This window comes from Iocasia fonsfrigidae (genome assembly GCF_017751145.1).
In the GTDB taxonomy this organism is placed as follows: domain Bacteria; phylum Bacillota; class Halanaerobiia; order Halanaerobiales; family DTU029; genus Iocasia; species Iocasia fonsfrigidae.
Map to the genome: position 1 here is coordinate 881,840 of NZ_CP046640.1, position 19,040 is coordinate 900,879.

Annotated in this window: 21 protein-coding genes; all 21 read left to right on the forward strand. The window is 37.7% G+C overall.

Annotation, left to right across the window (positions count from 1 at the left end; genetic code table 11):
* Positions 1 to 6 precede the first annotated feature (6 nt).
* The 21 genes from GM661_RS04260 to GM661_RS04360 all read left to right on the forward strand — a co-directional run bounded on the left by GM661_RS04260 (position 7) and on the right by GM661_RS04360 (position 18,978).
* Positions 7 to 984, forward strand: a complete 978-nt coding sequence (locus GM661_RS04260) for an RnfABCDGE type electron transport complex subunit D (protein ID WP_230868888.1) — start codon at positions 7 to 9, stop codon at positions 982 to 984.
* The gene (locus GM661_RS04265) at positions 984 to 1,517 is read left to right on the forward strand and encodes an RnfABCDGE type electron transport complex subunit G (RefSeq protein WP_125988473.1); all 534 of its coding nucleotides are present in this window, start codon (positions 984 to 986) and stop codon (positions 1,515 to 1,517) included. The genes GM661_RS04260 and GM661_RS04265 overlap by 1 nt, the downstream gene beginning before the upstream one ends.
* Positions 1,517 to 2,131, forward strand: a complete 615-nt coding sequence (gene rsxE / locus GM661_RS04270) for an electron transport complex subunit RsxE (RefSeq protein WP_125988475.1) — start codon at positions 1,517 to 1,519, stop codon at positions 2,129 to 2,131. The genes GM661_RS04265 and rsxE overlap by 1 nt, the downstream gene beginning before the upstream one ends.
* Positions 2,131 to 2,721, forward strand: coding sequence for an electron transport complex subunit RsxA (gene rsxA / locus GM661_RS04275; protein WP_125988477.1), 591 nt, complete (start codon positions 2,131 to 2,133; stop codon positions 2,719 to 2,721). Before rsxE ends, rsxA begins: the two co-directional genes overlap by 1 nt.
* A gap of 42 nt (positions 2,722 to 2,763) precedes the next feature.
* On the forward strand, positions 2,764 to 3,774 hold the full coding sequence (locus GM661_RS04280) for an RnfABCDGE type electron transport complex subunit B (RefSeq protein WP_230868889.1): 1,011 nt from the start codon (positions 2,764 to 2,766) through the stop codon (positions 3,772 to 3,774).
* A gap of 199 nt (positions 3,775 to 3,973) precedes the next feature.
* Positions 3,974 to 4,393, forward strand: a complete 420-nt coding sequence (locus GM661_RS04285) for a NusG domain II-containing protein (protein WP_230868890.1) — start codon at positions 3,974 to 3,976, stop codon at positions 4,391 to 4,393.
* 125 nt (positions 4,394 to 4,518) lie between these two features.
* On the forward strand, positions 4,519 to 5,046 hold the full coding sequence (locus tag GM661_RS04290; protein WP_230868891.1) for a Gx transporter family protein: 528 nt from the start codon (positions 4,519 to 4,521) through the stop codon (positions 5,044 to 5,046).
* On the forward strand, positions 5,039 to 5,614 hold the full coding sequence (locus GM661_RS04295) for a Maf family protein (RefSeq protein WP_230868892.1): 576 nt from the start codon (positions 5,039 to 5,041) through the stop codon (positions 5,612 to 5,614). Before GM661_RS04290 ends, GM661_RS04295 begins: the two co-directional genes overlap by 8 nt.
* A gap of 166 nt (positions 5,615 to 5,780) precedes the next feature.
* Positions 5,781 to 6,476, forward strand: coding sequence for a RadC family protein (gene radC / locus GM661_RS04300; RefSeq protein WP_230868893.1), 696 nt, complete (start codon positions 5,781 to 5,783; stop codon positions 6,474 to 6,476).
* A 21-nt stretch (positions 6,477 to 6,497) separates the two neighbouring features.
* Complete coding sequence (locus GM661_RS04305) at positions 6,498 to 7,538, forward strand: rod shape-determining protein (RefSeq protein WP_230868894.1); 1,041 nt, start codon at positions 6,498 to 6,500, stop codon at positions 7,536 to 7,538.
* A 12-nt stretch (positions 7,539 to 7,550) separates the two neighbouring features.
* The gene (gene mreC, locus GM661_RS04310; protein WP_230868895.1) at positions 7,551 to 8,393 is read left to right on the forward strand and encodes a rod shape-determining protein MreC; all 843 of its coding nucleotides are present in this window, start codon (positions 7,551 to 7,553) and stop codon (positions 8,391 to 8,393) included.
* A gap of 11 nt (positions 8,394 to 8,404) precedes the next feature.
* Positions 8,405 to 8,902 (forward strand): rod shape-determining protein MreD, encoded by a 498-nt coding sequence (gene mreD, locus GM661_RS04315; protein ID WP_230868896.1) that lies wholly within the window; start codon positions 8,405 to 8,407, stop codon positions 8,900 to 8,902.
* Complete coding sequence (mrdA, locus tag GM661_RS04320; protein WP_230868897.1) at positions 8,895 to 10,766, forward strand: penicillin-binding protein 2; 1,872 nt, start codon at positions 8,895 to 8,897, stop codon at positions 10,764 to 10,766. Before mreD ends, mrdA begins: the two co-directional genes overlap by 8 nt.
* A gap of 83 nt (positions 10,767 to 10,849) precedes the next feature.
* Positions 10,850 to 11,455, forward strand: a complete 606-nt coding sequence (gene minC, locus GM661_RS04325; protein ID WP_230868898.1) for a septum site-determining protein MinC — start codon at positions 10,850 to 10,852, stop codon at positions 11,453 to 11,455.
* Positions 11,456 to 11,482: 27 nt separating this feature from the next.
* Complete coding sequence (minD, locus tag GM661_RS04330; protein WP_125988495.1) at positions 11,483 to 12,277, forward strand: septum site-determining protein MinD; 795 nt, start codon at positions 11,483 to 11,485, stop codon at positions 12,275 to 12,277.
* Positions 12,278 to 12,327: 50 nt separating this feature from the next.
* Complete coding sequence (gene minE / locus GM661_RS04335) at positions 12,328 to 12,570, forward strand: cell division topological specificity factor MinE (protein WP_125988497.1); 243 nt, start codon at positions 12,328 to 12,330, stop codon at positions 12,568 to 12,570.
* Between the two features lie 12 nt (positions 12,571 to 12,582).
* Entirely contained in the window at positions 12,583 to 13,722 is a 1,140-nt protein-coding gene (rodA, locus tag GM661_RS04340; protein WP_230868899.1) for a rod shape-determining protein RodA, read from the forward strand.
* A 69-nt stretch (positions 13,723 to 13,791) separates the two neighbouring features.
* Positions 13,792 to 14,658, forward strand: a complete 867-nt coding sequence (locus GM661_RS04345; protein ID WP_230868900.1) for a M50 family metallopeptidase — start codon at positions 13,792 to 13,794, stop codon at positions 14,656 to 14,658.
* A gap of 72 nt (positions 14,659 to 14,730) precedes the next feature.
* Positions 14,731 to 16,593, forward strand: a complete 1,863-nt coding sequence (locus GM661_RS04350) for a TIGR03960 family B12-binding radical SAM protein (RefSeq protein ID WP_230868901.1) — start codon at positions 14,731 to 14,733, stop codon at positions 16,591 to 16,593.
* On the forward strand, positions 16,593 to 17,291 hold the full coding sequence (locus GM661_RS04355) for a TIGR03936 family radical SAM-associated protein (protein WP_230868902.1): 699 nt from the start codon (positions 16,593 to 16,595) through the stop codon (positions 17,289 to 17,291). The genes GM661_RS04350 and GM661_RS04355 overlap by 1 nt, the downstream gene beginning before the upstream one ends.
* Position 17,292: 1 nt before the next feature.
* The gene (locus GM661_RS04360; RefSeq protein WP_230868903.1) at positions 17,293 to 18,978 is read left to right on the forward strand and encodes an Rne/Rng family ribonuclease; all 1,686 of its coding nucleotides are present in this window, start codon (positions 17,293 to 17,295) and stop codon (positions 18,976 to 18,978) included.
* The last annotated feature ends 62 nt before the right edge of the window (positions 18,979 to 19,040 follow it).

Sequence of the window (19,040 nt, forward strand, 5' to 3'; positions counted from 1 at the left end):
TATAATATGAATAATAATCAGCAATTAGTAGTTTCATCATCCCCTCATGTAAGGGATGTAACTACTGTAAGTCAGATTATGTGGTCGGTAGTGTTGGCTCTTCTACCTGCTGTAATAGCAGCGGTATACTTTTTCAAGCTTCAGGCCCTCGCTATCATTATTGTAAGTATTATAGGAGCGGTTTTAACAGAACTTATTTTTCAAAAGGTAAGGAATAAAAAGATTACTATTGATGATGGGAGTGCAGTTATAACTGGAATATTACTGGCTTTAACACTTCCCCCTACTATGCCTTTATGGATGGTTTTTTTAGGTAGTGTTGTAGCAGTTGGTTTAGGCAAGCAGGTTTTTGGGGGATTAGGTTATAATCCTTTTAACCCTGCTCTGGTTGGTAGGGCTTTTCTAATGGCAGCCTATACTGTCAAGATGACGACCTGGGTAGCTCCGATAAATAGTGGGAGCTCTTCTGTCAAGATGTTAATAGGCCAGTTAGCTGGAAGAAATGTAGATCTTGTTTCAACTGCAACACCACTTAATTTAGCTGGTAAAGGAGAGATAACGGAGTATTGGAATCTCTTTATAGGTCATATTGGTGGTTCTCTGGGAGAGACATCAGCTTTTGCTCTTTTGCTAGGTGCCGCTTATTTGATTTATAAAGGATATATCAGCTGGCGGATTCCAGCAGGTATGATTGCTTCTGTTTTTATTTTATCTATGATTTTTGGTCAGGATCCAATTTTTCATGTACTAGCTGGTGGTCTTGTGTTAGGGGCCTTTTACATGGCTACTGATATGGTAACTTCACCAATAACTAAAATGGGCCGCTGGATATTTGGTATTGGGGCTGGAACTCTGGTAGTAATTATTCGTATCTGGGGTGGGTATCCAGAAGGGGTATTATACTCCATTTTATTGATGAATACTGCTGTTCCCCTCCTTAATCGTTATACCAGGCCGCGTAGTTTTGGGGAGGTGACTTCCTGATGAAGAAATTAGTTTTGACATTAACTGTTCTGGGTCTTATATCTGCTTTAGTGCTGGCCTTTGTTTTTCAATGGACTAAACCATTGATAGCAGAACATGCAGCTCAAAGAAAAAAAGAGGCTATCCTGGCTGTTCTCCCTCAATCAGATGATTATACTGAAGTAAGTAAAAATGGTGTTACTTTCTTTGAAGGTAATAAAGCCGGTGAGGTTGCTGTCAGTCTTACAGGTGGAGGTTTCCAGGGAGAGATAGAATTAATGCTTGGGGCTAATCCGACCCAGGGTATTATCTATGGTATTCGGATACTGGAACATTCAGAAACCCCCGGGCTTGGTGCTAATATTGAAGGAGAGGGTTTCCTGAAAAACTTTACAGATAAACCCTTTGGTGATTATCAGGTAGTAAAGAGGCCTGTAGAGAAAGCAAGTGAAGTTGAGGCCATTTCAGGGGCGACTATTTCATCTGATAAGGTTACTACTATAGTTGAGCAGGCTGTACAGGAACTTAGGCGGGCCTATGGGGGTGGTATGTAATGCAGTTATTAAAGGATTTTAAAAATGGGCTCTGGAATGAAAACCCGATTTTCAGACTGGTGATTGGTATGTGTCCAACACTGGCGGTAACCAATACTGCTACAAATGGACTGGCTATGGGTCTAGCTACCAGTTTTGTTCTACTGGCCTCTGAGATTGTTATTTCCATAATAAAAAAGTTAATACCAAATGATGTGAGGATACCGAGTTATATCTTAATAATTGCTACATTTGTTACCTTTGTAGATTATTTTCTCAAGGCCTTTTTTCCGGGGATTGCTGCTTCCTTAAGTTTATTTATTCCGCTAATTGTGGTAAACTGCCTGATATTAGGTAGGAATGAGGCCTTTGCTTCTCGAAATCCACTCTTAAATTCAATTGCTGATGCAGTTGGAATGGGAATTGGTTTTACCTGGGCTCTGACACTGCTTGGTGTTGTACGCGAATTACTTGGTATGGGTTCAATCTTTAGTTTTCAAATCTTTAAGCTGGCTGCTGAAGGCGGCTGGTATGAACCGATGATTATTATGATCCTTCCAGCTGGTGCTTTTATTTCACTGGGAATACTGGTTGGGTTGATGAATTATATTTCTAGAAAAGGGGTGAAGGAATAATGGAACAATTCACCCAGATTGTACTACTTTTTGTTAGTACTGTATTGGTTAATAATTTTATCTTGGTCAGGTTTCTTGGTATCTGTCCTTTCCTGGGGGTATCCAGACAGGTTGAGACGGCTTTTAGTATGGGAATGGCAACAACCTTTGTGATGACTATTACCGGAGCTGCTACCTGGTTAATAAATACCTTTATCCTGGAAGCCTATGGTCTTGAGTTTTTACAATATGTTTCTTTTATTATTGTAATCGCCTCACTGGTGCAGTTTGTAGAGATGTTTATTAAAAAGAGTAGTCCTGTTCTTTATAAGGCCCTGGGGATTTTTCTGCCTTTGATCACGACAAATTGTGCTATCCTGGGTCTGGCACTCTTAATTCCCTTAAATGGCTATAATTTTATTGAGAGTGTTGTTTTTGGTTTTAGTGCTGGGGTAGGATTTACATTAGCTATCTCTCTGATGGCTGGTTTGCGGGAGACTATTGAATTTGCAGATGTGCCTGAGGTACTTAAGGGTGTACCGATTACTCTGCTTATTGCAGGTATTATGGCCATGGCCTTTATGGGTTTTTCCGGCTTGATTTCAATGTAGTTTATATATAAAAAAATGTACGGACCTCGGAGGTGAGATAAAATGGAATCAATTTATATTAATTCTCTCCTCAGTATGGGGGGCTTAGGCGCATTATTAGCAGTTGGACTGGGTTTTGCTGCTAGGGCTTTTCATGTTGAGAGGGATGAAAGAATAGACCAAATAGAAGAGGTATTACCTGGCGCTAATTGTGGTGCTTGTGGTTATGCTGGTTGTAGTAACTTTGCAGAAGCGGTTGTTAATGGTGAGGCTGCTGTAGATGGCTGTCCTGTCGGGGGAGATAAAGTTGCTGCACTGGTGGCTGAGATTATGGGAGCAACAGCTGGTTCGGGAGAGAAACAGCTTGCCCAGATTCTCTGTAATGGAGGTTGGCAGGAAACTGAGCAGCCCTCAGAATATCGCGGTATAAAAACCTGTAGTGCTGCTAATATGGTAAGTAGTGGTACAAAATCTTGCCAGTACGGCTGCCTTGGTCTGGGAGAATGTGCAGCTGTTTGTCCATTTGATGCCATTGAAATGAGTGAGAATGGACTACCAGTAATTGATCCAGAGAAATGTACTGGATGTGGTAAATGTGTGCAAGCCTGTCCAAGAGGGATTATAACCCTGGCACCTATATCAAGTCAGAATCATATCAGGTGTTCTTCCCATGACAGTGGAAAACTTGTGCGTGGTATCTGTGAACTTGGCTGTATCGGCTGTGGTATCTGTGCTAAAGTCTGTCCAGTAGAGGCAATTAAAATAGAGAATAATCTGGCGGTTATTGACTACAGTAAGTGTATTAACTGTGGTCTGTGTGCTGAAAAGTGCCCAACAGGTGCTATTGAATTTGAAGGAAAAAGGGTCAAGGAGATAGAAATAACTGATAACTGTGTGGGCTGTACCAGGTGTGCCCGGGAATGTCCTGTTAAAGCAATTGAAGGTGAGTTAAAAGAGCAGCACAGTATTGATCCGGAAATATGTGTTAAATGTGGGATTTGTTATGATGTATGTAAGGTTAAAGGGGCTATTAAGGTTGAGTTTGAAGACGTCCTGCCTACGGATAATTTCTAGAGTCGTCCAGTAAATATATTTGTCTGTTTTATAATGTTTTACTTAATTATGTAAACTCGCAGTTGATGAGGCTGCGGGTTTTTTTAACTGTTTTGATAACTAGACTTTGTGTAGGAAAGATGTTACAATTGAACTGAATATAATAGTGGTATTAAAGTAGACTAAACAGTTGGTTTATTTCTGGAAAGGAATAGGGCAAATGGATAAATTATGGAATCTTTTAACACTATATGATAAAATATTAATTGTACTACTATTATTAGGAAGTGTTTTTTTTATAGTATTACCTTTGATAGGACTTACGACCGAAGGAAATAATCTTATAGATGGAGAAATAGTAATACAGTCCTCTGGTATAATACAGGCAAGGATACCATTGTCTGATACTTATGGTGATAAAGCATTAAGGATTGAAATTGCTGGTCCGATAGGTACAAGTATTGTGGAGGCATTTCAGGGTAGGGTAAGGATGTTTGAAGCACCTGAGTCTGATCCGGAGAAAATATGTGAAAAAACGGGTTGGATTGATCAGCCTGGCCCAATGATTATCTGTGTTCCTAATCAAATATCTATCTGGATAGAGGCAGCGGAGCCTGAATTTGATGGTGTTTCATGGTAGTATCTTAGATAACTAAATTTACCTATTTTTTTTTGAAAATTTCTAAAGGGAAACAGAATTCTATCTTGAATTAATATACAATAGTTAAAAGATAAATAATTAAAACTATAGAAAGGGTTATTATAATGGAGAGGACCCGCAAAATAGTCTTAATTAGCTTACTGGTTTCACTTGGTTTAATTCTTCATTTTGTTGAGGCTATGCTGCCAATGGCCTTTATTGTACCGGGTGCAAAACTTGGGCTAGCTAATATTGTTAGTCTCATGGGGATAGTTCTTTTTGGGTTTCAAGGGGGATTTCTTATCTTGATGATGAGGATTATCTTGGCTTCATTAATGGCAGGTACTTTGATGACAATTAATTTCTATTTAAGTATTGCTGGTGGTTTATTGAGCTTTCTATTTATGTATGGCGCTTATTATTATCTGGGAAAGAGGTTCAGCCTGCTTGGAATCAGTATTCTGGGGGCAGTATTCCATAATTTAGGGCAGATAGTGACAGCATATTATATTATTGCTAATCCAGGTATATTTTATTATTTGCCATATTTAATTTTACTGGCGGTTCCAACAGGGCTTGGAGTAGGACTTGTTACATATTATACTTTAAGTTATTTAAATCGGTATTTTGTAAAGGGGGTTGAGCATGTCTAAAATAATACTTGCTTCGGCTTCTCCCAGGCGTGGAGAATTATTAAATAGACTTGGTTTTGATTTTACAATTGTTCCTAGTAAAATTGATGAGGATAGGTTTCAGGGATTAGCACCTGCTGAAATGGTAGAAAAACTTGCTGCCAATAAGGCGCGCAAGGTTGCTAGCCTGGTTGAGGATACAGTAGTAATTGCTGCTGATACTGTAGTAGTATTGGATGATGAGGTATTAGGTAAGCCGGCAGATGAAAAAGAAGCCTGTGCTATGTTAAATAGATTACAGGGAGAAAAACACGCTGTTTATACCGGTATAGCTCTTTATCGAACTGATGATGATAAATTACTACTTGATCATGACAGAACAGATGTATATATGTCCAGTATGACTGAGCAGGAAATACTTAGTTATGTGAAAACAGGTGAGCCGATGGATAAAGCAGGTTCATACGGGATACAGGGCCTGGGTAGTATTTTTGTAGAAAGGATTGATGGTTCATATTTTACTGTTATGGGGCTCCCTGTTCATAAACTGGCTCTTATGTTAAAGGAGTTTGACATTACTGTGATATAGACTTTATTGCTTTGAAGACCGACAAATATATTTGTCTGGTTTATGATAAGTAGTTAACTTTATGTAAGAAATATTCCTAAGTAAAAATTAATAATTATTGATTAAGTCTGGATGGCCGTTAGATCACTTTGTTCTAAGTTAACAGGGGGAAGGGGAGAAAAGAATAATGGGTGTGCTGGAATACAGGTTTACCATTAAGGAACTGCCTGCAGAAGAGCGCCCCCGGGAGAAATTGGTAAAGAATGGTGCAGAGAGTTTGTCAGATGCTGAATTACTGGCCTTAATAATCAGGGTTGGCAATAAAAAAAGGACTGCTGTAGAATTATCACAGGATATCTTAAATTATTTCGGGGGATTAAAATCCTTAAATTATTTAAGTATTAATGAATTGACAGGGATAAAGGGTGTTGGTCTGGCTAAGGCGGTTCAGCTTAAAGCAGTAGCTGAGTTGAGTCGGCGGCTGGGTACATTGGCTGGTGAAGAAAAAGAGGTAATAAAATCACCAAAAGATGCAGCTTATTTACTGATGCCAGAGCTCCGCTATTTAACTCAGGAAGTATTTAAATTAGTACTACTTGATATTAAAAATCAGCTGATCAAGATGCCTTTGATTAGTAAAGGAGGTTTAACAAGTTCGATAGTACATCCCCGTGAAGTATTTAAAGAAGCCATAAGAAATAGTGCAGCAGCAGTCATACTGGCTCATAATCATCCCAGTGGGATTCCAGAGCCGAGTAAAGATGATATCAATGTTACTGAGCGACTAATTAAAGCTGGAAAAATTATAGGAATTGATGTTTTAGACCATATTATTATTGGTGATGGTATTTTTATTAGTATGAGAGAAAAGGGAATTATTTAGGATATAGAAAGGGGAATAATAATGGTATTTAATTATATTAGTGCACCTTTTTCACGTGATCTGGGGATTGATCTAGGCACAGCAAACACTTTAGTATATGCAAAAGGAAAAGGAATTTTGATTAGAGAGCCCTCAGTTGTAGCTTTAAAGGAAAATAGAGAAAATGTACTGGCTGTTGGTGAAGAGGCTAAAAGGATGATAGGAAGAACGCCGGGAACTATTGTTGCAGTGAGACCGATGAAGGATGGTGTTATTGCAGATTTTGATGTCACTGAAACTATGATCAGATATTTTATTACTAAAGCACATAAACGGACCAGAATGGTAAGACCGAGGATTATAATCTGTGTGCCTTCAGGTGTTACTGAGGTAGAAAAAAGGGCAGTACTTGATGCTGCTACACATGCAGGTGCCCGTGAGGCATATCTCATTGAAGAGCCGATGGCTGCCGCTATTGGTGCAGGTCTACCAGTACATGAACCAACTGGTAATATGGTGGTTGATATTGGTGGGGGTACTACTGAGGTAGCTATTATTTCCCTTGGTGGAATTGTAAGTAGCCGTTCTATACGCATAGGTGGAGATGAAATGGATGAGGCTATTGTTCATTATATAAAGAGAAAATATAAGCTTATGATTGGGGATAGAACAGCTGAGGAGATTAAAATGGGTATTGGCTCTGCTGTAGAAGGTGAAGATGAGGCAATTAAGGAAGTAAGGGGGCGTGATCTGGTATCTGGTCTTCCCAGGACACTGGAGATTACTGCAGTTGAAATCAGAGAAGCCCTTAAGGAACCGGTTATGAGTATAGTTGAAGCTGTTAAGTATACCCTGGAGCAGACACCACCTGAATTATCTGCTGACTTAATTGACAGAGGCATTATTTTAACAGGTGGGGGGGCTTTATTAAAAGGTCTTGATAAATTACTTGTTAAGGAGACCCAGATGCCTGTCCATATAGCAGAAGACCCGCTGGACTGTGTAGTCAAGGGTACTGGTGTTGCCCTGGAAGAGATAAAATCATTAAAAAGGGTGTTGATTACTCCCAAAAAAATATCCTAAGGAGGGAGTAACTTGAGATATTTTGGAGGTTCGACCTTAATAATATCACTTGTAGTGGTAATAATAATTGTTGGTCTGGGGTTTCTGAGTTTCTCTGATATTGATATCCCCTTATTTAACTGGTTGGAGAGAGGGATTTTTAATATTATTTCCCCAGTCCTGAATATTTTTACAGGTTTTTGTGATCTAGTAAGTAATTACTGGCGGGGTATTACTAATGTTAATGATTTGATAGAGGAAAATCAGGAATTGAAGAAGGAATTAAGTGAACTTAAGCTTAAACAGGAGATGACTAATTACCTGGTAAATCAAAATGAGCGTTTAAGAGACCTTTTATCTTTTAAGGAATTTGTTCCTTATGATACATTGGGTGCCCGGGTAATAGGCTATAGTACTTCTCACTGGAAAAAATCTATTATTATTAATCGAGGAGAGAAGGACGGTCTGGAATTAAGAATGCCAGTGCTTAGCTATGATGGTATCTTAGTAGGTAGAATAAATCACCTGGCTGCTAATTCAGCACAGGTTCTACTTATAAGTGATTCGGAATTTGTTGTCGGGGGAATTGTTCAACGTTCTGATTCAAGGGCTGTAGGGATAGTAAAAAGGGAAGTGGATCCAACTCGAAATATTATGGAAAATATACCCTGGAATAACAAAAGCCCTGAAGGTGATATATTAAAAGGGGATATTATTGTCTCTTCAGGTTTATCAAATAGTTACCCTAAAGGGCTTCCGATTGGTACAGTTGTTGAGGTTGAAGAAGATAATTATGGTCTTTCTCAAAAGGCTGTGATTGATATATTTCTGGACACAAAAACCCTTGAAGAGGTACTGGTGATAACTAATTTTTAGGAGGGCTTAATATGGGTAGATTTTTTGTTTATTTACTACTTATGATGCTTACTTTAATAATTCAGCTAGTTATCCCTCCTTCTTTAGTTTTTTTGGGGGTGAAACCTGATTTACTGCTCATACTGGTCGTAATAATAGCCTTAATAAGGGGTAGGAAATATGGTTCTGGGTTTGGGTTTATAGCTGGTAGTCTCCAGGACCTTTTTTTAGGCGGATTTTTTGGTGTTTTTACTGTCATCAAAACCTTTATTGGGATTGTTGTTGGTTTGATTGAAGGTAATTTTTTTAAAGAACAATATATTATTGCCACATTGCTTATATTTGCAGCTACAATTGTCAATGAAACACTACTTATTCTCCTTTCTGAAAACCTGCTTTTTACTGTTAATTATTGGGTAGTATTATGTAATTTAATCCTACCTGAAGCAGTTCTTAATGGACTAATAGGCCTAATAGTCTACCCGATAATTTATAGGATTGATAACAGCGAGGGCAGTTACTATGAGTAAAAAGAGGATTTTTGTATTTAAGATGATAATAGTTCTGTTTTTTATTGTACTGATAGTACGGGCAGGTCAGTTACAGCTTTATATGGGAGAATATTACTACAGTCTCTCTGAGGAAAATCGGATTTCAGAGAGGCCGATAGCTGCCCCTCGAGGCAGGATTCTGGATAGAAATAGTAATATATTGGTATCAAATAGGCTGTCATATGACCTCTATATCTTACCAAATGAAATACCGGAAGGTATTACTGCCCATTTATTAATAGATAAAATATCAACCCTGACTGCTCTAAACAAGGAATTCCTTATGGAAAATTATTCACAGGGTGATATTGATGGTTCTTCGGCAATAATCCTTAAAAGGAATATTTCCACTGAAGATATGGTAGTAATTAAGGAAAATTATGATGGTTTACCAGGTATTTTAGTAAATGAATCATCGATTCGGGATTATGTTTATGGAAATCTTGCACCCCATCTTTTTGGTTATCTTGGTGAGATAGGGGTTGAAGACCTTAGGGATTTAAGAAAAGATGGTTATAATTATAGTGGGGGTGATATTGTTGGTATTACCGGTCTGGAGAAAGAATATGAGACTTACCTGAATGGAATTGATGGGATAGAACAAGTTGAGGTAAATAGTCATCGTGAACAGGTTAAGGTACTAGGTATAAAACCACCTGTACAAGGCAATGATCTGGTTTTAAATATTGATTTTGAGCTCCAGGAATATACAGAAAAATTACTACAGGAAAACTTTCTGTATTTGAGAGAAATTGCTGAGACTGATCCCAATCTACATACACCTACAGGAGCAGCAGCAATTGTAATGAATCCTAATACTGGTGAAATTCTTACGCTATGTAGTATTCCTGGGTATAATCTTAATGATTTTGCTGAGGGTTTATCACTTAGTAAATATAATGATTTAATGAATGATCCTCTGGATCCATTAGTTAACCGGCCAATAAGGGCAACTGTTCCCCCAGGTTCAATCTTTAAACTGGTTACCGGGACAGCCGCTATTGAATACCTCGGTATTGATGCTGATACTATATTTAATGACCGAACCGCAAAATTTTATATACCTAACTGGTCGAGACCTTATAAAAATTGGAAGAGATATGCTGAGGGAAAAGTAAGGTTTACTGATGCTATTGCCAGTTCTAATAATATTATATTTTACCAACTAGGTTACCGTTTATATCAAGAATACCATGGCGAAAAATTATCTGAGACAGCGCGTTACTATGGTCTTGGTAAAAAAACCGGGATAGATTTACCTGGTGAAAAAAGTGGTCTGGTACCTGATGAAGCCTGGAAACGCCAGAGGCATAATGAAGGATGGTATCCTGGGGATTCAGTTAATCTTTCGATTGGACAGGGCAGTCTGCTAACAACACCACTGCAGTTAATAGATATGGTAAGTGCTATAGCTAATGGTGGGACACTGTATAAACCATATCTGGTTGATAAGATTGTTGATTCAGATGGTAATATAGTTATTGATTATAAACCAGTGATTAATTCCAACTTACCCTTTAAAAAGGATACTTTTAGAATACTACGTGAGGGAATGATCAAGGGTGCTAATTCAAATAGGGGTACTTCCTCAAGAATATTTAGAGATTTTCCAGTAAAGATAGCTGGTAAGACTGGTACAGCCCAGACCGGGACAAGCAGGCCTAACCATGGTTTTTTTGCTGGCTTTGCCCCGGCTGAAACCCCTGAGATTGCTGTCCTGGTTTTTCTGGAAAATGGTAATTCTAGTGCCTATACCTTGCCGATTGCAGCAGATATCTTCGAGTATTATTTTGGGATACCTGTGGAGGAAGAGGAGGAAATAATAGAGGACAGCAGTTTTTAAGTGCCAATAAAAAGGATTTTCAGCTTTTTTAACGAATTTATATATTATGCAAGATTAGAAGCTAAACAAAGGGGTTTTAGTAAATGAGAGAAGCTGTCTCTTTTCGGGTGAGTTCAAAGGGAGTTATTATTAATTTTAATTCCCAGAAAAGTTTTGAAGAAATAAAGGAAGCATTATTAAATCGTATTGAAGAAGCGGGTGATTTTTTTGCCGGAATTGACCTTTATATAAATCAAAATGATTGTATTTTCTCCCTGGAAGAGATGAAAGAGCTTATTAATATCCTGGAAAAATATAAAAGAGTTGATAATATTTATTTCCTTAATGAGAAAAGCAGGGTAAAGCCCCGCACTATGGATACGATTTTGATTAACAGGACTATCCGTTCTGGTCAGAGAATAAAATATCCTGCTAATATTGTTGTTATTGGGGATATAAACCCTGGGGCAGAGGTTATTGCTGGGGGGGATATACTTGTTATTGGTAAGTTAAGGGGGGTTGTCCATGCTGGGGCAGCTGGTTCGATGGAATCCCAGGTTATAGCTCTTAAATTGCAGCCCACCCAGTTGAGGATAGGAACTATTTTCTCTCGCTCTCCTGATGATAAACGTTTTCTTCAGCCAGTTAATCCTGAGAGGGCTTATATTAAAGATGGTATTATTATTGTTGAGGAACTGCAGTTAAAATAATTAGATAAATGAAGGGGGAACCCAAAGATGGGGAAGGTAATTGTAATAACATCTGGTAAAGGTGGTGTAGGTAAGACAACAACTTCAGCTAATCTGGGAACAGCATTAGCTATGATGAATAAAAGGGTTTGTTTAATTGATGCTGATATAGGTTTAAGGAATCTCGATGTGGTTATGGGTCTGGAGAACCGGATAGTTTATGATATTGTAGATGTGGTTGAGGGTAATTGCCGTTTGGAACAGGCTTTGATCAGGGATAAAAGGCAGAATAATCTCTTTTTGTTACCGGCTGCCCAGACCAGAGATAAAACTGCGGTTACACCTTTTCAGATGCAGGAGTTAACAGAAACACTTAAAAAAGATATGGATTATATTATTATTGATTCACCTGCTGGTATTGAACAGGGATTTAAAAATGCTATAGCAGGTGCTGATAGAGCTATTATAGTAACTACACCTGAGGTATCTGCCGTTAGGGATGCTGATCGGATTATTGGGCTACTTGAAACAGAGGGTCTTAACGAGCCTGAAGTTATTATAAACCGTTTAAGGCTTGATATGGTTGAAAAAGGTGATATGATGGATATTGATGATATGATTGAGATACTGGCTATTAATTTACTGGGGGTAGTACCTGAGGATGAAAATATTGTTATATCCACCAATCGGGGGGAACCGATTGTACTTAAGGCTGATAAATCGAAGGCCGGTTCAGCTTTTAACAATATCGCTCGACGTATTGAGGGCGAGGAATTACCATTAATGTCACTGGAAAAAGATACCTTGCTTACGAAAATAAAGAAAATTGTTGGCTTAGCATAGTAAATAAAAAAGTTAAGGAGGAGGGGGTTATTATCGATCTATTAAGGAAAATGGGGCTTAAGAATGATGAACATGAATCCAGTAAGAGTGTGGCAAAGGAACGGTTGCAATTCATTTTGATACAGGATAGAATAAAACTATCACCTGATGAGATGGAAGAAATGAAGAAAGAGCTGCTTGCTGTCTTAAGTAAATATATTGATGTTGATGAAGAGAAAATTAAAATGAACCTTAACCGCTGTGATGGAATGATGGCCTTAATTGCTAATTTTCCATTAAAGAGATCGGTATAGAAGGGTTTTATTATGTCATGGAACAAAAAACTTATAAAAAATCTCAACTGGTATATTCCATTAACTGCCTTTTTATTAATTATAATTGGTATTATTGCCATTAGTAGTGCCCTTGAATTAAATAAGACTGATTCTATGGGACTAATATATGTTCAACGGCAGGTTACTGCTGCTATTATGGGATGTATTCTTGTAATAATAATTCAATTCTTCGATTACCGTGTTTATAGGTATTATGCTGATATTATCTACCTATCAACAATTGGAATTCTGGGAATTATCCTTGTAGTAGGGCATACAGTTGCTGGGGGAAAAAGATGGTTAAATTTTGGCCCTATTAATTTTCAACCCTCTGAACTGGCAAAAATAATGCTTATTCTTGTACTGGCGGCTGTTATTGATGAAAAAAAGGATGATTTAAAACATATATTTGGTTTTGTAAAACCATTTATATATGTGCTGGTACCTTTTGTGTTAATTATCTTACAGAATGATCTGGGGACTTCTTTAGTATTGCTTGCTATTTTCATAGGTATTCTTTTTGTTTCGGGTGCCAATCTAAAGATCATGCTGGGTGTTTTTGGTGGTGGTTTTTTGTCTGTAGTAGCATATATATTGTCACATATATATCTGAATGTACCATTATTTTTCTTAAAAGAGTATCAGTTAAATAGACTAATTATTTTTATAAATCCTGATTTAGATCCCTATGGTAGAGGCTATAATATAATTCAATCTAAAATTGCCCTGGGTTCAGGGAAACTGCTGGGAAAAGGATTATTTGCTGGTACCCAAAGTCAGCTGGAGTTTTTGCCTGAAAAACATACAGATTTTATTTTTTCAGTTATTGGGGAGGAATTCGGTTTTCTGGGGGTAATTATAGTAATCCTACTCTGTTTTTTTCTGTTATGGCAGATACTTGAAGTGGCTAGTAAGGCTCGGGATGATTATGGGCGTTTGATAGCTACTGGGGTGGCAGCAATGTTTTTCTTTCATATTATTGAAAATATTGGTATGACAATGGGCCTGATGCCGATAACTGGTCTTCCTCTTCCCTTTATAAGTTATGGTGGGAGTAGTGTACTTACCTCAATGATTGCTATTGGTCTGGTGATTAATGTTAATCTAAGAAGGAAGAAAATCATCTTTTAATTAACAACTAAAACTGTTTAGTATATTTTTTCCCTCTTTAAAATATATAATTAAAGAGGGGGGATTATAATGGGGTTTCCGGGATTGGTTTTAAGGGTTAACCCCCTTTTTTTATTAGTGCTTCTTTTATTTTTTTTTGTAGGTATGATTAAAGAGGCCCTGATAGCTTTTACAATTGTTTTTCTTCATGAACTGATACATATTATTTTTGCCCGGTACTTAGGCTATAGTTTTACTAGGTTGGAGTTATTTCCTTTTGGAGGTATGGCTGAATATAAAGGCTTATTGGAAATGGAACCAATTAAAGAGATAATAGTATCAATGGCTGGTCCAATGGCTAATCTCCTGGCATTTGCTTTTCTTTTGTTTTATCAGTTAACAACTCATAAGCAGAATGAAATCTTACAGATATTTATAAATTACAATCTTATCATTGCCAGTATTAATTTAATACCTGCTCTGCCTCTTGATGGTGGGCGGGTACTCAGGGGTTTGCTTGTTTTAAAAATTGGTTTTAAGAGGGGTACATTAGCAGCTGTCAAGATATCAAAATATATTGCTTTTATTTGTGGTATTTTTGCTCTGCTGGCTATTGTCTTGGCCAGGTCTAATATATGGATTCTCTGTCTGGCTTTTTTTGTGTATACAGCTGCTTTGAAGGAAGAGAAACAAATCCTTTATTATTTTCTACGTTTTCTTACACAGCGGAGTGATTTTCTCGGGGATATGAAAGTTAAAGAACTGGCAGGAGAGGTGGTAGATATCTCTTTGCCTGTACGGGAAGCGGTGTATTATATAAATCCCAGTAGGTATAATCTCTTTTTTGTTGTAGATAAAGGGGATATAAGTGGTATTATAACAGAGACAAAATTATTGAAGACCTATTTCTGCCATCATAAAAAAGATATTCTAATTAAGGATATATTATCAGTGTAAATATTTATAAACAAAAGCAATTAGGGATATAATCTTAGAATCGGAGAAAAGATATTATTAGGGGTGATATTAATGGACCTTTCTAACAGGCTTGAAGGACTTCTATATAGGGTTACTAAACCCAGCAGGTATATAGGTAATGAATGGAATGTAATTAAAAAGGACTGGCAACCTGACTTGACCAAGGTTGTAATGGCCTTTCCTGATCTCTATGAGATAGGCATGTCACATCTAGGTTTAAAGATTATTTACCACCTTTTAAACCAGCAGGGGGATATTCTCTGTGAAAGGGTATATGCCCCCTGGACGGATATGGAAGACTTGATGAGAAAAGAAGAAATACCACTGTTTTCTTTAGAAAGCAGAAGGGAAATCAGGGATTTTGATATCTTTGGTTTTACTTTGCAATATGAAATGAGTTATACAAATATTTTAAATATGCTTGACCTGGCTAATATACCATTATATAGTAGGGACAGGGATGAGGCATATCCCCTTGTTATTGCAGGTGGTTCAACAGTATATAACCCTGAGCCGCTGACTTCTTTTATAGATTTATTTTTTATCGGTGAAGCAGAAGAGGGGATAGTTACTCTTGTCAGGAAATATAAAGAATTACAGAAACAGGGTCTAAAACGAGAAGAAATTTTGTATCATTTAAGTCAATTGCCTGGTGTTTATGTGCCCCGTTTTTATGATCTAAAATATAAAGAAGGTGGAGTAGTTAGCGAGATTTTTATTAACAGAGAGGGTGTAAAACCCTCTATCTCCAGGCAGATTGTCTCTAATCTTGACGAGGCATTTTATCCTGTTGATTTTATTGTACCCTATCATGATATTGTACATGATAGGGCTGTTATTGAGATTGCCCGGGGGTGTACCAGGGGCTGCCGTTTTTGTGCGGCAGGGATAAGTTATCGTCCTGTCAGGGAACGCAAGAAAGAGACAGTTATTAGACTGGCAGATGAAATACTAGAAAGTACAGGTTATGAAGAGTTATCCCTGACTTCACTTAGTGCAGTAGATTATAGTGATATAGCTGGTCTGGTTAAGAGCCTGGCTCATCGTTATGAGGATAAGAAAATAAGTATTTCTTTACCGTCTTTAAGAGTTGACCGTTTCTCTGTTAATCTGGCCAAAGAGGTTCAACGGGTAAGGAAATCTGGTTTGACTTTTGCACCTGAAGCTGGTACACAGCGTTTAAGAGATGTTATCAATAAAGGTGTTAATGAAGAAGATATTTTTGAGGCAGTAAAGGGTGCCTTTGAAGAAGGTTGGTCAACAATAAAACTTTATTTTATGATGGGACTCCCCCTGGAGCAGGATGAGGACCTGGCAGGTATCAGCAAACTGGTTAAGGATATTTTAAAACTTGGTAAGTCAATTAGAAGTCAGCGGAAAAAGCGAATGAGGGCAATTAAGATACATGTCAGTGTTTCGACCTTTGTTCCCAAACCTTTTACCCCCTTTCAATGGGCTAAGATGGATGGTAGGGAAGAGATAGTCAGTAAGCAGAATTACCTAATTAATAATATTAAAGGCAGAGGGCTTTCCCTGAGTTGGAATGACCCTGAGCTGAGTTTGTTAGAGGGGGTTTTTTCAAGGGGTGACAGACGCCTGGGTCCGGTGCTGGAATCAGCCTGGAGGAAGGGCTGTCGTTTTGACGGCTGGAGTGATAGTTTTGATTTTGAAAACTGGCGGCATGCTTTTCAAGAGAATGAATTAAGTATAGAAGAGTATTTGCGGGCCAGAGATGTAGATGAGATCCTTCCCTGGGATCATATTAATATGGGGGTTAGTAAAGAATTTTTACAGCAGGAATACCAACTGGCAGAAAAAGGGGTTCTTACTGAAGACTGCCGAAATGCTGGGTGTACTGGTTGTGATATTTGCAGTGAATTAAATACGAAACTGGAGTTAGTTGGTGATAATTAATGTTGATGAGGGTTAAATTTGCTAAATTAAAACCTGTTCACTATATATCTCATCTGGAGTTGATGGCTCTCCTACGTAGGGCCAATAGAAGGGCAGGACTCCCTGTTTCTTATTCAGAGGGGTATAATCCACATCAGAAGCTGGCCTTAGGCCAGCCGCTCCCTGTCGGTATGGAAGGTGAGAATGAATATTTTGATCTGGAATTAAATGAAGATATTAGGGAAGAGGATTTTGTAGATCGTTTAAATAAAAAGCTGCCTGAAGGAATTAAATTACTGGAGGCAAGGGTGGTTTCAGATAGTGTTAAGTCATTGATGGCAGTGATAAATACTGCTGTCTATCAAATTAAGATGGATTTTGATGGTAAACAGGATGAAGAAAAGCTAATAAGGGAGTTTATGTCTTTACCGGAAATCAGGATAATCAGGTATAGAAGAAATAAGGATGATCGGGTTATTGATTTAAGACCCTTAATCTATAAAATTGAGGTAATCAGGGATTCCCTCTGGGAGTTTACTGTTAGTACTGGTAGCCGGGGGAATATTAGGCCTCTTGAAATTGTCAGGGCATTAGGTGAATATTTTGAAGTGATAAAGGAGGTTCCTTTAATTAATATTAAAAGAGAAGGGCTCTATGTAAGGAGAAAAAACAAATTATATGAGCCTTATGATCAGATAATAACCGGGAGTAGTGATTAAAATGAGCCGGCAAATAATAATAAATTCAGGGATTCGTGAAAAAAGAGCAGGTATATTGGTAAATAACCGCTTGGAAGATGTTTTTTTTGAACAGGATACATATGAACAAATTGCAGGTAATATATATTCTGGAATAGTAAGGGATGTCCTACCGGGTATGCAGGCAGCTTTTGTTGATATTGGTAGTGATAGAAATGCCTTTTTACATATTAGTGATTTGTTTCCAATGTTGAATACAGACCAGCTTGAGCGCTGGAAAAATAACAAATTGGGTATTCAACATGTTCTTCAACCAGGGCAGGAGTTATTAATACAGGTTATTAAAGAGGCAATTGGTAGTAAGGGCCCGAAAGTAACATGTAAGATAACTATTCCTGGCCGTTATTTTGTTTTGTTGCCTTATGAGAATAGGGTAAATATATCCAGAAAGATAAATGAGCCAGAGGAAAGGCAGAGACTTTCTAAACTGACTGATAAATTGTTAGGAGATAAATATGGTGTTATAATCAGGACTAATGCTGCTGGTAAAGGGTATGATGAACTGAAAATGGACCTGGATTATTTAACCCATACCTGGGATGAAGTGCAGAATGAGAATAGTAAAAAAAATGCCCCCAGTTTAATTTATCAACATGTTGGTCTAATACAGCAGATTATACGTGACCACCTATCTGATGATATTGATAAACTTGTGATAGATAATCATGATGATTATCAAAAAATAGTAAGAATGTTAAATAGAATAACCCCTCATTTAAGCAAAAAAATAGTTTATTATCAGCGTAAAAACCCTATTTTTACTGTTTATGGAATAGAAAAGGAGCTGTCCAGGGTCTTAAACCGTCGTGTCTGGCTGGATTCTGGTGGTTATATTATCATCGATAAGACTGAAGCCCTGGTAGCAATAGACGTCAATACAGGTAAATATACTGGTAAAAAGAACCTACAGGATACTGTTTTTAAGACAAATCTTGAAGCAGCTAAAGAAATAGCCCGACAATTAAGACTACGTGATATTGGTGGTATTATAATTATAGATTTTATAGATATGACTATTAGAGAACATCAGGAAAGGGTACTGGCAGCCCTCAGCAAGGAGTTGGCCAGGGATAAGACTAAGACTGCCTTGTTAGGTTTAACCCAGCTTGGTTTAGTAGAAATGACCAGAAAAAAGGTCAGAGAAGGTTATGGCGAGTTAATACAAAAGGAATGTCCCTACTGTCAGGGTACTGGTATGGTTGTATCAGAAGGGACTATGTCTTTAAGGGTTATCAGGGAGATAAATGAACTGGCTGTAAACGAGGATTTTTCTGCTTTATATCTAGAAATGCATCCCCGGGTAGCAGCTGTCTTAATTGGTACTGGTGGGGAAAAACTGGCAGAATTAGAAGAAAAATTTGCTCTGGATATTTATGTAAGTGGTAATGATGAGTTACATATAGAGGATTATACGATAAAGAAAGGCAAGAAAGAAGAGATGGCTGACCTTGCTTTACCAGTTAAAGAAGGGGAAGAATATAGACTGCTAATCGAGGAAAAGCAGTTAAATAATCCAGAGGACGGGATAGCTCGTATCAAGGGATATATTATCATTATTAAAGGGGGCGGACATCTGGTTGGGGATAAGCTAAACGTCAAGATTACCGATGTTGCCCGCACTTTTGCCAGGGCAGAGATAACAAAATAGCTTAATAACTTATACTTTCTGATGTAGGGCTCCCAATATGGAGCCCTTTCTCTATAAGACAA

What these genes read in the sequence shown, in the direction of transcription:
- mreD (WP_230868896.1), top strand. Translation starts at nt 8,405, where the DNA reads ATGGGTAGATTTTTTGTTTATTTACTACTTATGATGCTTACTTTAATA.
- minD (WP_125988495.1), top strand. Translation starts at nt 11,483, where the DNA reads ATGGGGAAGGTAATTGTAATAACATCTGGTAAAGGTGGTGTAGGTAAG.
- minE (WP_125988497.1), top strand. Translation starts at nt 12,328, where the DNA reads ATGGGGCTTAAGAATGATGAACATGAATCCAGTAAGAGTGTGGCAAAG.
- GM661_RS04350 (WP_230868901.1), top strand. Translation starts at nt 14,731, where the DNA reads ATGGACCTTTCTAACAGGCTTGAAGGACTTCTATATAGGGTTACTAAA.
- GM661_RS04260 (WP_230868888.1), top strand. Translation starts at nt 7, where the DNA reads ATGAATAATAATCAGCAATTAGTAGTTTCATCATCCCCTCATGTAAGG.
- rodA (WP_230868899.1), top strand. Translation starts at nt 12,583, where the DNA reads ATGTCATGGAACAAAAAACTTATAAAAAATCTCAACTGGTATATTCCA.
- GM661_RS04285 (WP_230868890.1), top strand. Translation starts at nt 3,974, where the DNA reads ATGGATAAATTATGGAATCTTTTAACACTATATGATAAAATATTAATT.
- rsxE (WP_125988475.1), top strand. Translation starts at nt 1,517, where the DNA reads ATGCAGTTATTAAAGGATTTTAAAAATGGGCTCTGGAATGAAAACCCG.
- mrdA (WP_230868897.1), top strand. Translation starts at nt 8,895, where the DNA reads ATGAGTAAAAAGAGGATTTTTGTATTTAAGATGATAATAGTTCTGTTT.
- GM661_RS04295 (WP_230868892.1), top strand. Translation starts at nt 5,039, where the DNA reads ATGTCTAAAATAATACTTGCTTCGGCTTCTCCCAGGCGTGGAGAATTA.
- GM661_RS04290 (WP_230868891.1), top strand. Translation starts at nt 4,519, where the DNA reads ATGGAGAGGACCCGCAAAATAGTCTTAATTAGCTTACTGGTTTCACTT.
- GM661_RS04355 (WP_230868902.1), top strand. Translation starts at nt 16,593, where the DNA reads ATGTTGATGAGGGTTAAATTTGCTAAATTAAAACCTGTTCACTATATA.
- GM661_RS04265 (WP_125988473.1), top strand. Translation starts at nt 984, where the DNA reads ATGAAGAAATTAGTTTTGACATTAACTGTTCTGGGTCTTATATCTGCT.
- GM661_RS04345 (WP_230868900.1), top strand. Translation starts at nt 13,792, where the DNA reads ATGGGGTTTCCGGGATTGGTTTTAAGGGTTAACCCCCTTTTTTTATTA.
- GM661_RS04360 (WP_230868903.1), top strand. Translation starts at nt 17,293, where the DNA reads ATGAGCCGGCAAATAATAATAAATTCAGGGATTCGTGAAAAAAGAGCA.
- GM661_RS04280 (WP_230868889.1), top strand. Translation starts at nt 2,764, where the DNA reads ATGGAATCAATTTATATTAATTCTCTCCTCAGTATGGGGGGCTTAGGC.
- minC (WP_230868898.1), top strand. Translation starts at nt 10,850, where the DNA reads ATGAGAGAAGCTGTCTCTTTTCGGGTGAGTTCAAAGGGAGTTATTATT.
- GM661_RS04305 (WP_230868894.1), top strand. Translation starts at nt 6,498, where the DNA reads ATGGTATTTAATTATATTAGTGCACCTTTTTCACGTGATCTGGGGATT.
- rsxA (WP_125988477.1), top strand. Translation starts at nt 2,131, where the DNA reads ATGGAACAATTCACCCAGATTGTACTACTTTTTGTTAGTACTGTATTG.
- radC (WP_230868893.1), top strand. Translation starts at nt 5,781, where the DNA reads ATGGGTGTGCTGGAATACAGGTTTACCATTAAGGAACTGCCTGCAGAA.